At 45.5% G+C, this 15,344-nt stretch carries 6 protein-coding genes, 13 tRNA genes, 4 rRNA genes and 1 pseudogene; 15 read left to right on the top strand and 9 right to left on the bottom strand.

From position 1 onward, the window contains the following. Positions 1–289: 289 nt before the first annotated feature. Complete coding sequence (gene trmB, locus ATG66_RS07720) at positions 290–1,009, bottom strand: tRNA (guanosine(46)-N7)-methyltransferase TrmB (protein ID WP_098414756.1); 720 nt, start codon at positions 1,007–1,009, stop codon at positions 290–292. A 203-nt stretch (positions 1,010–1,212) separates the two neighbouring features. Between trmB and mutY the strand changes: the two genes are divergently transcribed. The 15 genes from mutY (at position 1,213) to ATG66_RS07645 (ending at position 5,568) form a co-directional block, all read left to right on the top strand. After that, positions 1,213–2,289, top strand: a complete 1,077-nt coding sequence (mutY, locus tag ATG66_RS07715) for an A/G-specific adenine glycosylase (RefSeq protein WP_098414755.1) — start codon at positions 1,213–1,215, stop codon at positions 2,287–2,289. 19 nt (positions 2,290–2,308) lie between these two features. Next, positions 2,309–2,581: an oxidative damage protection protein gene (locus tag ATG66_RS07710; RefSeq protein WP_098414754.1), complete on the top strand. Its 273-nt coding sequence runs from the start codon at positions 2,309–2,311 to the stop codon at positions 2,579–2,581. A gap of 85 nt (positions 2,582–2,666) precedes the next feature. After that, complete coding sequence (gene mltC, locus ATG66_RS07705; protein ID WP_098414753.1) at positions 2,667–3,806, top strand: membrane-bound lytic murein transglycosylase MltC; 1,140 nt, start codon at positions 2,667–2,669, stop codon at positions 3,804–3,806. A 100-nt stretch (positions 3,807–3,906) separates the two neighbouring features. After that, positions 3,907–3,982: transfer RNA gene (locus ATG66_RS07700), tRNA-Phe, on the top strand. Positions 3,983–4,048: 66 nt separating this feature from the next. Continuing rightward, positions 4,049–4,124, top strand: a tRNA-Thr gene (locus ATG66_RS07695). Positions 4,125–4,131: 7 nt separating this feature from the next. Continuing rightward, positions 4,132–4,207: transfer RNA gene (locus ATG66_RS07690), tRNA-Phe, on the top strand. A gap of 44 nt (positions 4,208–4,251) precedes the next feature. Continuing rightward, positions 4,252–4,327, top strand: a tRNA-Asn gene (locus ATG66_RS07685). Between the two features lie 70 nt (positions 4,328–4,397). After that, positions 4,398–4,473: transfer RNA gene (locus tag ATG66_RS07680), tRNA-Thr, on the top strand. Positions 4,474–4,480: 7 nt separating this feature from the next. Then, positions 4,481–4,556 (top strand) — tRNA-Phe (locus ATG66_RS07675). A 55-nt stretch (positions 4,557–4,611) separates the two neighbouring features. Beyond that, positions 4,612–4,687 (top strand) — tRNA-Asn (locus ATG66_RS07670). 373 nt (positions 4,688–5,060) lie between these two features. Beyond that, positions 5,061–5,136 (top strand) — tRNA-Phe (locus ATG66_RS07665). 52 nt (positions 5,137–5,188) lie between these two features. Further along, positions 5,189–5,264, top strand: a tRNA-Thr gene (locus tag ATG66_RS07660). A 21-nt stretch (positions 5,265–5,285) separates the two neighbouring features. Then, positions 5,286–5,361: transfer RNA gene (locus tag ATG66_RS07655), tRNA-Asn, on the top strand. A 39-nt stretch (positions 5,362–5,400) separates the two neighbouring features. Beyond that, a tRNA-Thr gene (locus ATG66_RS07650) sits at positions 5,401–5,476 on the top strand. Positions 5,477–5,492: 16 nt separating this feature from the next. Beyond that, positions 5,493–5,568 (top strand) — tRNA-Asn (locus tag ATG66_RS07645). 121 nt (positions 5,569–5,689) lie between these two features. On the opposite strand, the gene ATG66_RS07640 is transcribed toward ATG66_RS07645, so the two are convergent. From ATG66_RS07640 to ATG66_RS07595, 8 genes and pseudogenes are all read right to left on the bottom strand, one after another. Next, positions 5,690–7,126: an NAD-dependent succinate-semialdehyde dehydrogenase gene (locus tag ATG66_RS07640; RefSeq protein WP_179885622.1), complete on the bottom strand. Its 1,437-nt coding sequence runs from the start codon at positions 7,124–7,126 to the stop codon at positions 5,690–5,692. A gap of 582 nt (positions 7,127–7,708) precedes the next feature. After that, a 5S ribosomal RNA gene (rrf, locus tag ATG66_RS07635) occupies positions 7,709–7,825 on the bottom strand. 55 nt (positions 7,826–7,880) lie between these two features. Further along, positions 7,881–7,956: transfer RNA gene (locus ATG66_RS07630), tRNA-Thr, on the bottom strand. Positions 7,957–8,048: 92 nt separating this feature from the next. Then, a 5S ribosomal RNA gene (gene rrf, locus ATG66_RS07625) occupies positions 8,049–8,165 on the bottom strand. A 114-nt stretch (positions 8,166–8,279) separates the two neighbouring features. Further along, positions 8,280–11,169, bottom strand: a 23S ribosomal RNA gene (locus tag ATG66_RS07620). A 309-nt stretch (positions 11,170–11,478) separates the two neighbouring features. Beyond that, a 16S ribosomal RNA gene (locus ATG66_RS07615) occupies positions 11,479–13,031 on the bottom strand. Together the 16S, 23S and 5S rRNA genes with 1 tRNA gene alongside form the textbook arrangement of a ribosomal RNA operon. A 502-nt stretch (positions 13,032–13,533) precedes the next feature. Further along, positions 13,534–13,877: pseudogene (locus ATG66_RS21025) on the bottom strand (HD family phosphohydrolase); the annotation flags it as partial. A 212-nt stretch (positions 13,878–14,089) separates the two neighbouring features. Next, the gene (locus tag ATG66_RS07595) at positions 14,090–15,034 is read right to left on the bottom strand and encodes a bile acid:sodium symporter family protein (RefSeq protein WP_098414752.1); all 945 of its coding nucleotides are present in this window, start codon (positions 15,032–15,034) and stop codon (positions 14,090–14,092) included. Positions 15,035–15,344 lie beyond the last annotated feature (310 nt).

Genomic DNA, 15,344 nt, shown 5'->3' with positions numbered 1-15,344 from the left:
GTCTGAACGCGTTGAAAGACACACAATTGAGCTTTACTTCTTCAAACCACTTTCCATGCAGGCAGTGCTTCTTGTAAAAGCTCTAACGAACTACGATTGAGTTAGCTATTTTTTGCTACCGAGTTACACGCCATAAGACCAACCAGACACCATCACACTCACGCCCTGTTAAGCAAAAGTCGCTTTTCACTCCGAGCAGACGATAATCATTGCGTTATCAAAGTCAATTCGGTTATCTCCCAGATTGGCTAATATCACATGTCATGGTACATCCTATGAGCTTCTCTACTTACGCAATACGCTTATATTTGATATCCCACACACCATGCCCAAGACGGTGACCACGAGCTTCAAATTTGGTTAATGGACGCTCGTCAGGACGAGGAACGAAATCACCATCTTTCGCAATGTTTTCAAAACCAGGCGCTTGGTTCATGACTTCAATCATGTGCTCTGCGTAGTTTTCCCAGTCGGTCGCCATGTGGAAAACACCTTCATTCAGTATCAACTTTTCACGGACCATTTCAGCAAAATCTAACTGAACGATACGACGCTTATGGTGACGTTTCTTATGCCATGGGTCAGGAAAAAATAGCTGTACGGTTGCTAGACTGTTATTGGGTACCATGTGTTCAAACACCTCCACGGCATCATGACACATGACGCGTAGATTCGTCACACCAGCTTCACGTGCGTCCGAAAGACATGCACCAACACCTGGGCTATGAACTTCAATACCGATAAAGTTCTTCTCTGGTGCGTTCTTTGCCATTTCAACCAAGGAAGCCCCCATACCAAAGCCAATTTCAAGTACGACAGGGTTGTCATTCCCAAACACCTCGTTCCAATTAAGAAATTCCGCTTTGTAATCGATACCCATGGTCGGCCAGCACTCATTCATCGCGCTCTCTTGACCTTTAGTTAGGCGGCCTTCGCGACGAACGAAACTGCGGATTTTACGGATCAGCTTGCCGTCTTCGTTGTATTCGTTAGTGGTTACTTCACTCATTGACTTTGCCTGCACATTGATTAATCAAAGCGGGGATTATCCAAAGAATTTACTTAGGTGCAAGTATTTGTTGAACTCTGGGGCGATGCCAGCGCAACAGCGACAACACATTCCTTTATATCCCCACACTTTATCCGTTGTACTTCTTGCCCATTATGTGGTGCAATTTTGCACCTAACCAATAATAGAATACAGAGCAAGTCGTGACACCTTTCGCCAATGCCATTTTAAAATGGTATGACGCATATGGGAGAAAAGAGCTTCCATGGCAACAAAACAAGACCGCTTACAGTGTCTGGCTGTCTGAAATCATGCTTCAGCAAACTCAAGTCACTACGGTTATTCCATATTATCAGCGTTTCTTGGAGCGTTTTCCAACCGTGGTCGATCTTGCCTGTGCAGAACAAGATGAAGTTCTGCACCTTTGGACTGGCTTAGGTTATTACGCCCGTGCTCGTAACCTTCATAAAGCCGCGAAACAGGTCGCCTTAAAATACAATGGTGAGTTTCCTCTTGATATAGAGCAGATGAACGACTTACCAGGGATCGGGCGCTCTACCGCTGCTGCCATTTTATCGTCTGTGCATAAACAGCCACATGCGATTCTCGATGGCAATGTAAAGCGCACCCTTTCTCGCTGCTTTGCCGTTGAAGGATGGCCAGGGCAGAAAAAGGTTGAAAATCAGCTATGGAAAATAGCGGAAACGCACACCCCCCAAGCGGACGTTGATAAGTATAACCAAGCAATGATGGATATGGGGGCGATGGTCTGCACTCGCAGCAAACCCAAATGTAGCCTGTGTCCCGTTGCTGACCTATGCGTGGCCAAAAAACAAGACAATGTGCTCGACTACCCGGGTAAAAAGCCGAAGAAAGACAAGCCTGTGAAGCAAACGCGTTTCGTGATGCTTCATCACCGTAATGAACATGGTCACGAAGTGTGGCTAGAACAAAGACCACAAACTGGCATTTGGGGTGGGTTATTTTGCTTCCCACAAACCGAACATGCGGATGTCGAAAGTGATATTGAGCTGCTATTGGAACAAAGAGACATCCAAACCAGCGACATCAAAAAACAACAAACACTGATTACATTTCGTCATACATTTAGCCATTATCACCTCGATATCACGCCGATTTTGATTGATTTATCAAACCAGCCCAGCATGATAATGGAAGGTAATAAAGGTCTTTGGTATAACTTATCTAAACCTGAAGAAATCGGTTTAGCAGCGCCAGTCAAGCAATTGCTGGAAGCGCTGCCTTACGAACTTCGTTAATTGAATACAAGGAGTCATTATGAGCCGCACTGTGTTTTGTGCTCGACTAAAGAAAGAAGCCGAAGGGCTAGACTTTCAACTTTACCCTGGTGAACTAGGTAAACGCATTTTCGACAATATTTCGAAAGAGGCGTGGGCTCAGTGGCAACACAAACAAACCATGTTGATCAATGAAAAGAAACTCAACATGATGGATCCTGAACACCGAAAACTGATCGAAACAGAAATGGTGAACTTCTTATTTGAAGGAAAAGACGTTCATATCGAAGGTTACACACCACCAAGCGAATAAATAGCTTGAGTTAAAGCAATGACACCATAACCCGCTTGTGGTGTCATTTTTCTATTAGCCTCAATTAGCCTGATACCTGATACTTATGAAAAAAATTGTCTTTATTGCTGCCGCACTTTTAATGGCAGGCTGTAGTCGTGAGTTCGTCGAAAAAATCTATCACATCGATTATGAGCCGACGAACCGTTTCGCCAACCACTTAGCGGAACTCCCAGGACAATTTGCAAAAGATACCGCAGCGTTGGATGCGTTGATCAGTAGCTTCTCTGGCAATATCAAAAAACGCTGGGGTAAAAAAGAAGTAAAGTACGCAGGCAAAAGCAATTACGTCAAATACATCGATAACTACCTAAGTCGTGCAGAGGTCGACTTTCGCAAAGGCGTGATCACCATCGAGACCGTCTCTCCAACCGAGCCTCAAAAACACCTCAAAGATGCAATCATCACCACTTTATTAACGCCTGACGACCCCGCCCACGTGGATCTCTTTTCATCTAAAGGGATAACATTAGAGGGCCAACCTTTTTTATATAACCAAGTTGTCGATCAAGACAACAAACCAATTCAGTGGTCTTGGCGTGCACGTCGATTCGCCGATTATCTCATCGCAAATAAAATTCAAACCAAAGACGTCGACTTTAAAAAAGCGCACTATGTCGAAATTCCTATGGTAGAAGACCACTTCTCGCAACGTAGCTATCAATATGCTGATATCGTACGCCGAGCCTCTAAGAAATATGACATTGCTGAAGACTTGATTTACGCCATCATCAAAACTGAGAGCAGTTTTAACCCATACGCGGTGAGCTGGGCCAATGCTTACGGTTTAATGCAAATCGTACCTAAAACTGCGGGTCGCGATGTCTTCAAGCTCGTTAAGAAGCGTTCAGGTCAACCAAGTCCAGAGTATCTATTTAACCCTGAGAATAATATTGATACTGGTACTGCGTATTTCTATATTTTAAAAAATCGTTATTTGAGAGATGTTCGTCATCCAACCTCGCTCGAGTATAGTATGATTTCTGCTTACAATGGTGGCACTGGTGGCGTACTAAATACCTTCCATCGCAGAGATCGCAAACGCGCGATGCAAGACTTAAATTCGTTGCAACCTAACCAAGTTTATTGGGCATTAACCAAAAAACATCCGAATAGTGAAGCGCGTCGCTACCTCGAAAAAGTGACAAATTTCAAAAAGGAATTTAGCTCAGCGCAAACTTTATAGTGAGAGTTGAATAAAAAGCGTTCGAACAGCCACTTTTTTGAAATTATTTAAAAAAAGTGGTTGACGCAAAGCGGTAAAATCCGTTTAATAGCGCTCCGTTGCCCGGATAGCTCAGTCGGTAGAGCAGAGGATTGAAAATCCTCGTGTCGGTGGTTCGATTCCGCCTCCGGGCACCACAAATTGATTTGTTGGTGTTTTAATAAAACCTTACAACACAGACAAAAGCATAAAGAATATAGTGTGCCGACTTAGCTCAGTAGGTAGAGCAACTGACTTGTAATCAGTAGGTCACCAGTTCGATTCCGGTAGTCGGCACCATTCTTTTGCCTCGATAGCTCAGTCGGTAGAGCAGAGGATTGAAAATCCTCGTGTCGGTGGTTCGATTCCGCCTCGAGGCACCATATTTGGTGCACTTGCTTAATTAGCAAGACACAAACAGAATAGTTCCTCCTTAGCTCAGTTGGTAGAGCGACGGACTGTTAATCCGCAGGTCACTGGTTCGAGCCCAGTAGGAGGAGCCAACTTTAGAATTTCATGTTTATGGGATTCAAATTAGCAGAGTTTACCTCTTCTAGAGAAAGAATAAAGCGTGCCGACTTAGCTCAGTAGGTAGAGCAACTGACTTGTAATCAGTAGGTCACCAGTTCGACTCCGGTAGTCGGCACCATTCTTTTGCCTCGATAGCTCAGTCGGTAGAGCAGAGGATTGAAAATCCTCGTGTCGGTGGTTCGATTCCGCCTCGAGGCACCATTATTTGGTGCATTTGCTTAATTTTAAATAATTGGTAAGACACAAACAGAATAATTCCTCCTTAGCTCAGTTGGTAGAGCGACGGACTGTTAATCCGCAGGTCACTGGTTCGAGTCCAGTAGGAGGAGCCAACTTTAAAAGCCGCATCAATAGATGCGGCTTTTTCATTTCTATCCTACTCTGTATATTCCCTCTCGCTAACTGAAAAAAGTGCTAAACCTTTTAGTAACCAAACGGAGAGACTGGGTTAATAAGCTCTCAATAAAGCATTAGTTTAAAGTCAATTCTCAATATAATGCACGTTTTCAAGCATGCTTTTTTTATTTTAAACTCATATTTCCCTTTTCAACTCGTCATTTTTCATCAAAGAAAGCTTGCTGGGCGGTGTCTTTGTGTCAAAAATGCATAAAAACAGCCCACTCCGAGTACATTTTCATCAAACGATATCTAATTTTAATTTTATGGTTGACCTAATAAGCAAAAAACCGTTTAATACACCTCGTTGCCCGGATAGCTCAGTCGGTAGAGCAGAGGATTGAAAATCCTCGTGTCGGTGGTTCGATTCCGCCTCCGGGCACCACTATTTAAATTGTTGGTGCTTCGCACGAACAATGTATAAAGAACATTAGTGTGCCGACTTAGCTCAGTAGGTAGAGCAACTGACTTGTAATCAGTAGGTCACCAGTTCGACTCCGGTAGTCGGCACCATTTATTCCTTTACTAGACAATTCCTCCTTAGCTCAGTTGGTAGAGCGACGGACTGTTAATCCGCAGGTCACTGGTTCGAGCCCAGTAGGAGGAGCCATTTTCAGTTAGTAAGTCGATTGCTTATTAACGAAAATGTGCCGACTTAGCTCAGTAGGTAGAGCAACTGACTTGTAATCAGTAGGTCACCAGTTCGATTCCGGTAGTCGGCACCACTTATTAAAAATTTGTTCCTCCTTAGCTCAGTTGGTAGAGCGACGGACTGTTAATCCGCAGGTCACTGGTTCGAGCCCAGTAGGAGGAGCCATATTAAAAAAGCCGCATTACTTGATGCGGCTTTTTTTTTATCTGAAAGAAACTCCATCTTTCATTCATACCTAAGAAAAAACTAGCTTTTGTAATCAATCTTAGTCGGGAGGGAGTCGAGATTACCTTAAGCCACCTAGACAGACGTACTTAGTCTCTAAATATTCATCAAGTCCTTGCTTGCCACCTTCCCGTCCAACACCAGACTCTTTAACACCACCGAACGGCGCGACTTCAGTCGAAATAATCCCTTCGTTAATTCCAACCATCCCATATTCCAGCCCTTCGCTGAAGCTAATAATGCGCTTCAAGTTATTCGTGTAGAAATAACAAGCCAAACCATATTCTGTTTCATTTGCCATTGTGAGAACTTGTTGATCATCTTCGAAGGTGATGATCGGCAATACAGGCCCGAATAACTCTTGTTGCACAATTGCCATTCTCTGCTCGACATTATCCAGAATTACAGGCTCCATAAAGCGGCCTGAACGCTTTTGTGGGTGGTTAACGACCTTAGCGCCTTCTTGTACCGACTCGTCGATCACGGCTTCTAGACGGTGCTTAGATGCCATAGTAATAATAGGTCCAAGTGTAGAGTTAGGCTTTAATCCATCACCAACGATCAAGTCAGGCAATTTCGCTAGGATTTTTTCAACAAATAGGTCTTTCACACTTTCATGGACATAAAGTCGATTCGTACAAACACATGTTTGTCCTGAGTTACGAAATTTAGAAGCAATAAGACCTTCCGCTGCAGCCTCCAAGTCAGCGTCATCAAACACAATAAAAGGCGCGTTACCACCCAGCTCCATAGAAACAGCTTTAACGGTGTCACTCGCCTGCTTCATCAAAATTTTTCCAACACGTGTCGACCCCGTAAAGGATATCTTTTTAATTCTAGGATCTGTACTTAATATTTGCCCAAACTCCGCTGCCTGTTCTGATAAAACGAGAGGAAGAAGTGATTTAGGAACCCCCGCCTGATAAGCCAACTCAACAACGGCAATGGCAGTTAAAGGGGTAAGTGCTGAAGGTTTGATCAACATGCCACAACCAGCCGCCAATGCCGGTGCCGCTTTTCTCGTAATCATAGCGATAGGAAAGTTCCACGGCGTAATCGCCGCACAAACCCCCACAGGCTGCTTAAGCGTAGATAGCCGCCTATCTATTGAGGGGGCTGGAATAACCTCTCCATAGGCTCTTTTAGCTTCTTCAGAGAACCACTCAACAAAAGAAGCCCCGTACATTACCTCACCTCGACTCTCGGTTAAGGTTTTGCCCTGCTCTAGGGTAATAATAGTCGCAATATCCTCTGCATTTTCAATCAGTAGCTGATACCATCTTTTCAAACGACAAGAACGTTCTTTCGCACTCAGCTTGGCCCAAACGACTTGCTCACTGACACACATGCTAATTAGGCCGTTCAACTCCTCAAGCGTGCTGGGCTTTAATCGAATTAACTCTTGTTCAGTTGCAGGGTTGATGACCACAATTCCCTCTTCCGAAGACCATTGCTTAAACACAGATGTTAAGGTTTCATTTTTTATTTGTTGTATCATCAAACTCACTCCTACGAGAACTCCCGTTAGGTTAATCTCTACAATCAAGATCAGCAAAGTAAAAACTTTTTAGTATCTCCTATTGTATCAAGTCACATTGACAGTGTAGTAAAACCAATCACAGTAAGTAAGTCAGAAAAAATAAAACAGGGCGAACACTGTTCACAATGCAAACTTATCGATAAGTCGTTGTTATAAATCAAAATTATAACGAGGCTATCGAGTGTTGTAACAAGCTAGAATGGTCAGTTAATTCATTAGGATTGGCATAAAGTCTTGGGTTTTAATAATAATCAAGCTGTAAAAATCACCTCTTACCGTGTATGAAAGAGAAAATTATTTGGACTAAAACCGAGGGACTTAAGTTAAAAAGTGGAGTAGTTGCTGGGCTGACATTCCAGAGAGACTCTTTGAACAACGATACCAGTCATTCAGCATATACGAAAAGACCTCAGCTTTTTTTACTGAGGTCTGGAGGACATGGTATGACACTTAGGTTAGCGCGGACTCATTCCCTAAAAAGAAAAGTAGAACCGTATAAACGACAAAAGCCTAGTCGATTGACTAGGCTTTCTAATAAGTATCTGGCGATGTCCTACTCTCACATGGGGAAGCCCCACACTACCATCGGCGCTATTTCGTTTCACTTCTGAGTTCGGCATGGAAGTCAGGTGGGTCCAAAATGCTATGGTCGCCAAATTAAATTTTATCTTTTGCTTTAAGCTCTTATGAAAGAGCATAAAAAGATTGTAAGTGGTGCTGATACCCAGAATCGAACTGGGGACCTCATCCTTACCAAGGATGCGCTCTACCGCCTGAGCTATATCAGCATCAAAATATCTGTTCGGACTAAAAGAGCCCGTTTTTAAACGGGCTCTTTTACCTGTTGTTTTCACCTATAAAGGTAAAAACTAAATTTAAAGCCTGGCGATGTCCTACTCTCACATGGGGAAACCCCACACTACCATCGGCGCTATTTCGTTTCACTTCTGAGTTCGGCATGGAAGTCAGGTGGGTCCAAAACGCTATGGTCGCCAAGCAAATTCTTTTTAACTACCGCCAACGCAGTAATTAATAATCTGGAAAGCTGTTTCAGTTCTTAACACAATCAAGTTTTCTTGTATTGAGTCCATCAAAACCCCTTGGGTGTTGTATGGTTAAGCCTCACGGGCAATTAGTACAGGTTAGCTCAATGCCTCGCAGCACTTACACACCCTGCCTATCAACGTCGTAGTCTACGACAACCCTTTAGGATACTTAAAGTATCAGGGAGAACTCATCTCAAGGCTCGCTTCCCGCTTAGATGCTTTCAGCGGTTATCGATCCCGAACTTAGCTACCGGGCAATGCGTCTGGCGACACAACCCGAACACCAGAGGTTCGTCCACTCCGGTCCTCTCGTACTAGGAGCAGCCCCTTTCAATTCTCCAACGCCCACGGCAGATAGGGACCGAACTGTCTCACGACGTTCTAAACCCAGCTCGCGTACCACTTTAAATGGCGAACAGCCATACCCTTGGGACCGACTTCAGCCCCAGGATGTGATGAGCCGACATCGAGGTGCCAAACACCGCCGTCGATATGAACTCTTGGGCGGTATCAGCCTGTTATCCCCGGAGTACCTTTTATCCGTTGAGCGATGGCCCTTCCATTCAGAACCACCGGATCACTATGACCTGCTTTCGCACCTGCTCGAATTGTCATTCTCGCAGTCAAGCGGGCTTATGCCATTGCACTAACCACACGATGTCCAACCGTGTTTAGCCCACCTTCGTGCTCCTCCGTTACGCTTTGGGAGGAGACCGCCCCAGTCAAACTACCCACCAGGCACTGTCCTCACCCCCGATGAGGGGGCTAAGTTAGAACATCAACACTACAAGGGTGGTATTTCAAGGTTGCCTCCACACATACTGGCGTACGTGCTTCAAAGGCTCCCACCTATCCTACACATGTAGGGTCAATGTTCAGTGCCAAGCTGTAGTAAAGGTTCACGGGGTCTTTCCGTCTAGCCGCGGGTACACTGCATCTTCACAGCGATTTCAATTTCACTGAGTCTCGGGTGGAGACAGCGTGGCCATCATTACGCCATTCGTGCAGGTCGGAACTTACCCGACAAGGAATTTCGCTACCTTAGGACCGTTATAGTTACGGCCGCCGTTTACCGGGGCTTCGATCAAGAGCGTCGACCGAAGTCTAACCCCATCAATTAACCTTCCGGCACCGGGCAGGCGTCACACCGTATACGTCATCTTACGATTTTGCACAGTGCTGTGTTTTTAATAAACAGTTGCAGCCACCTGGTATCTGCGACTCCTAGTAGCTCCATCCGCAAGGGACTTCACCGCCAAGAGCGTACCTTCTCCCGAAGTTACGGTACCATTTTGCCTAGTTCCTTCACCCGAGTTCTCTCAAGCGCCTTGGTATTCTCTACCCGACCACCTGTGTCGGTTTGGGGTACGATTCCATCAAATCTGAAGCTTAGAGGCTTTTCCTGGAAGCATGGCATCAATGACTTCACATCCGTAGATGCTCGACGTCGTGTCTCAGCCTTAAAAAGAGCCGGATTTACCTAACTCTTCAGCCTACGCACTTGAACCTGGACAACCGTCGCCAGGCCCACCTAGCCTTCTCCGTCCCCCCATCGCAATTTGATTGAGTACGGGAATATTAACCCGTTTCCCATCGACTACGCCTTTCGGCCTCGCCTTAGGGGTCGACTCACCCTGCCCCGATTAACGTTGGACAGGAACCCTTGGTCTTCCGGCGTGGAGGTTTTTCACCCCCATTATCGTTACTCATGTCAGCATTCGCACTTCTGATACGTCCAGCGTGCCTTACGACACACCTTCAACCGCTTACAGAACGCTCCCCTACCCAATACTCAAAGAGTATTGCCGCAGCTTCGGTTTACTACTTAGCCCCGTTACATCTTCCGCGCAGGCCGACTCGACCAGTGAGCTATTACGCTTTCTTTAAATGATGGCTGCTTCTAAGCCAACATCCTGGCTGTCTGAGCCTTCCCACATCGTTTCCCACTTAGTAGTAATTTGGGACCTTAGCTGGCGGTCTGGGTTGTTTCCCTCTCCACGACGGACGTTAGCACCCGCCGTGTGTCTCCCGGATAGTACTTACTGGTATTCGGAGTTTGCAAAGGGTTGGTAAGTCGGGATGACCCCCTAGCCTTAACAGTGCTCTACCCCCAGTAGTATTCGTCCGAGGCGCTACCTAAATAGCTTTCGGGGAGAACCAGCTATCTCCAGGTTTGATTGGCCTTTCACCCCTAGCCACAAGTCATCCGCTAATTTTTCAACATTAGTCGGTTCGGTCCTCCAATTGATGTTACTCAATCTTCAACCTGCCCATGGCTAGATCACCTGGTTTCGGGTCTATATCCAGAGACTAAGTCGCGCAGTTAACACTCGCTTTCGCTACGGCTCCCCTAGATGGTTAACCTTGCCACTGAATATAAGTCGCTGACCCATTATACAAAAGGTACGCAGTCACACCACGAAGGTGCTCCTACTGCTTGTACGTACACGGTTTCAGGTTCTATTTCACTCCCCTCACAGGGGTTCTTTTCGCCTTTCCCTCACGGTACTGGTTCACTATCGGTCAGTCAGTAGTATTTAGCCTTGGAGGATGGTCCCCCCATATTCAGACAGGATATCACGTGTCCCGCCCTACTCGATTTCACTGCATATGCGTCGTCAGTTACGGGGCTATCACCCTGTATCGCCAAGCTTTCCAGCTTGTTCACCTGACGCCTATAAAGCTTAAGGGCTAGTCCAATTTCGCTCGCCGCTACTTTCGGAATCTCGGTTGATTTCTTTTCCTCGGGGTACTTAGATGTTTCAGTTCCCCCGGTTCGCCTCGCTACGCTATGTATTCACGCAGCGATACTTACTTATGTAAGTGGGTTTCCCCATTCGGAAATCCCAGACTCAAGTGGCTTTTACTGCCTAATCTGGGCTTATCGCAAGTTAATACGTCCTTCATCGCCTCTGACTGCCAAGGCATCCACCGTGTACGCTTAGTCACTTAACCATACAACCCGAAGGAGTTTCGAGTTGATGTTCAAATCACCAAAGTTGTCTCTCATTATTTGAATGAGCGAGAGACATTTCGATTTTGCCGGACTCAATTTCGAATAATCACTGCAATAGTGATATTCCCAAGAACACTTGAATGTGTTGTTTTGGTGTTTATCTTTACGATAAACATTGAGAACTTTATTTGATAACAACGTTGTTGTTATCAGTCAGCTTTCCAAATTGTTAAAGAGCAATTATAGCTCGAAGCTTTCGCTTCTAAACCATCAATCTGTGTGAACACTCATCGCAATAATCTTTCGTATAAGGAGGTGATCCAGCGCCAGGTTCCCCTAGCGCTACCTTGTTACGACTTCACCCCAGTCATGAACCACAAAGTGGTAAGCGTCCCCCCGAAGGTTAAACTACCTACTTCTTTTGCAGCCCACTCCCATGGTGTGACGGGCGGTGTGTACAAGGCCCGGGAACGTATTCACCGTGGCATTCTGATCCACGATTACTAGCGATTCCGACTTCATGGAGTCGAGTTGCAGACTCCAATCCGGACTACGACGCACTTTTTGGGATTCGCTCACCATCGCTGGCTCGCCGCCCTCTGTATGCGCCATTGTAGCACGTGTGTAGCCCTACTCGTAAGGGCCATGATGACTTGACGTCGTCCCCACCTTCCTCCGGTTTATCACCGGCAGTCTCCCTGGAGTTCCCGACATTACTCGCTGGCAAACAAGGATAAGGGTTGCGCTCGTTGCGGGACTTAACCCAACATTTCACAACACGAGCTGACGACAGCCATGCAGCACCTGTCTCAGAGCTCCCGAAGGCACACCAGAATCTCTTCCGGCTTCTCTGGATGTCAAGAGTAGGTAAGGTTCTTCGCGTTGCATCGAATTAAACCACATGCTCCACCGCTTGTGCGGGCCCCCGTCAATTCATTTGAGTTTTAATCTTGCGACCGTACTCCCCAGGCGGTCTACTTAACGCGTTAGCTCCGAAAGCCACGGCTCAAGGCCACAACCTCCAAGTAGACATCGTTTACGGCGTGGACTACCAGGGTATCTAATCCTGTTTGCTCCCCACGCTTTCGCATCTGAGTGTCAGTATCTGTCCAGGGGGCCGCCTTCGCCACTGGTATTCCTTCAGATCTCTACGCATTTCACCGCTACACCTGAAATTCTACCCCCCTCTACAGTACTCTAGTCTGCCAGTTTCAAATGCTATTCCGAGGTTGAGCCCCGGGCTTTCACATCTGACTTAACAAACCACCTGCATGCGCTTTACGCCCAGTAATTCCGATTAACGCTCGCACCCTCCGTATTACCGCGGCTGCTGGCACGGAGTTAGCCGGTGCTTCTTCTGTCGCTAACGTCAAAGAATACCGCTATTTACGATATCCCCTTCCTCACGACTGAAAGTACTTTACAACCCGAAGGCCTTCTTCATACACGCGGCATGGCTGCATCAGGCTTGCGCCCATTGTGCAATATTCCCCACTGCTGCCTCCCGTAGGAGTCTGGACCGTGTCTCAGTTCCAGTGTGGCTGATCATCCTCTCAGACCAGCTAGGGATCGTCGCCTTGGTGAGCTCTTACCTCACCAACTAGCTAATCCCACCTAGGCATATCCCGACGCGAGAGGCCCGAAGGTCCCCCTCTTTGGCCCGTAGGCATTATGCGGTATTAGCCATCGTTTCCAATGGTTATCCCCCACATCAGGGCAATTTCCTAGGCATTACTCACCCGTCCGCCGCTCGACGCCCAACAAATCACCCGAAGGCTCAATGTTGTCGTTTCCGCTCGACTTGCATGTGTTAGGCCTGCCGCCAGCGTTCAATCTGAGCCATGATCAAACTCTTCAATTTAAGATTTTGTCGGCTCAACGAATACTGACTTCAAAACTACAAACGTAATTTTAAAGCTATTATCGTTCCAACAGAACGATAATGAATTGACTGTGCCAAGATTAAACAAGTTAATCTCGATTGGTCACTCAGTTCATTGAAACCGTATTTGAAGCCTAAGCTTCTAATTTGATTATCATCAACGAGTGCCCACACAGATTGATAGGTCTATATTGTTAAAGAGCTTGCTTTTCGAGAAGCGTTTCTCTCAAAGCGGAGGTGAATTCTAGCGATATAACTGAAAGTGTCAAACACTTTTTCAACTAATTTTTTCGTAGAAGGTTTCGACCTTTCCGACCCTGTTGAAGCCTTATCGCATCTGCCGTGTCGGTGGATGCGCATTATAGGGAGAAGTATTTCTTTAGCAAGACTAAAATGCATTTTTTCTAAAAAAACATGCTGACTGAGCACTTTCCACGCACCTTTAAAATTACCCAGAGTGAATGCTCAGGTTCTCTACAACTTATTCACAAAATACTGTGGATAACAACTTATAGCTATCGAAGTAATATGAAATGCGTGACCGAGAATTTAGGTACTCTTTAATTTTCTCAGATCGCCTCGACGGATAAATCGCATTGACTATTTTTATCTCCTTTAATGCAAGGTCAATAATTAGCGCCTGTGTCTTAGCACCGCAGGGTCATAAACCAACACGTATGGATATCATCACAGGGAAGCGTTCACTGAAATCACCAAGCCAGCCATATTATGGACAACTGCGCCACTGTTCCCAGTGGAAACACTTCCGTGAACTTAATCATGATATTAAGTTTTTCTTCCTTTATATAAGTGTTGGGCGTTTTTCTATAAAGCGATCAAACTCTTTTTCACACTGCCATCACGTTTCGGCGATACGCACTTGGTTCTATTCGTGTCAGCTTCTTTTCTTGCCATCGCTTTTGCGGCTCATGACCTAACAACGCTTCGCTCGGGAGGTTGCTGCCAATGGTTATCTGAAAATGGTCTATAACCTAAACATTGCAGACGGCTGTATTATCATGGCGCTGAACTCGACTTCAACTTATTGAGTTATTAGTGACGACTTCAGGTTTACGAGCTTTTTGGTTAGACCAGTACCCGGCGATAAGTGAGCCTGATATATTGTGCCAAACCGAGAATATTGTGCCAGCAATAGCCGAGGCAGGAGAAAAGAACTTCATCGCAAGTGCCGTTGCCAAACCTGAGTTTTGTAACCCCACTTCAAATGCAATTGTCCGACAAGTCGACTCATTAAAACCAAGTATACGGCAACAGTAATAGCCAGCGGTCAGCCCGAGACCATTATGTAATATCACCGCCAGCGCAACTAAAGGCCCTACGGTATTTAGGTTATCAGCGTTTAACGCCACGACAATAGCGATAATTAGCACAATGGCAACCATTGACACTAACGGCAAAATTGCATGAACTTTAGCTACGGCTTTAGGAATAAATGTATTGATGATGACACCAATCGAGACAGGAATTAATACAATCTTAACTAAACTCATCAACATGCCAGAGACAGGAACATCCACACTTTGACCAACAAGCCCCTCTACAAGTAATGGGGTTAGTAGTACTCCTAGCAAGGTAGATATCGCCGTCATCGAAATGGACAGTGCAACGTTACCTTTGGCAAGAAATACCATGACATTAGATGATGTCCCACCAGCCACACTGCCAACAAGAACCATTCCTACTGTAAGTTCCGTGCTAAACCCTAAAATGAAGCTAATGAATAAAGCTGCAAGAGGCATAATTAAAAACTGTAAGAATACCCCAACACCCACTGCTTTTTTATGCTTGAGGACATTAAGGAAGTCACTTGGTGATAAGCTGATCCCCATGGCAAGCATAATGACCGTAAGGAGCGGAACTATGTGAGGTTTTAACTCCACAAAGAAGCTTGGTAAAAAGTAAGCGGTTAACGCGAATACAACAGCCCACACTGGGAATAACTGAGTTAATCTCCCTATCATTTAGATGATCCTTATCTTGTCATTTAAAAATAGCGCCGGACGAGACTTTGTTTTTCAGTACAAAGCTATCGACGTAATAATTCGGGTAATGATTACAAATCATCTTTCCATATATCCCATTTATAAAAAAGACAACAACTCAAATACAGTGTAATACTTCACCTTTAAACTCAAATGCTTAACATTAAACTACAGCGAAAGCCGCTAACAGAAGAAATCATAAAGAACACCATCAAAACTAGTGCATAACACCATCAAACGTCGCTGATAAAAAGAAAGGTCGGCATAAGAAGCCGACCTCTGGATGTAA

The organism is Vibrio sp. ES.051 (genome assembly GCF_002563795.1).
In the GTDB taxonomy this organism is placed as follows: Bacteria; Pseudomonadota; Gammaproteobacteria; order Enterobacterales; family Vibrionaceae; genus Vibrio.
This window is presented reverse-complemented; position numbering and strand designations above follow the sequence as displayed.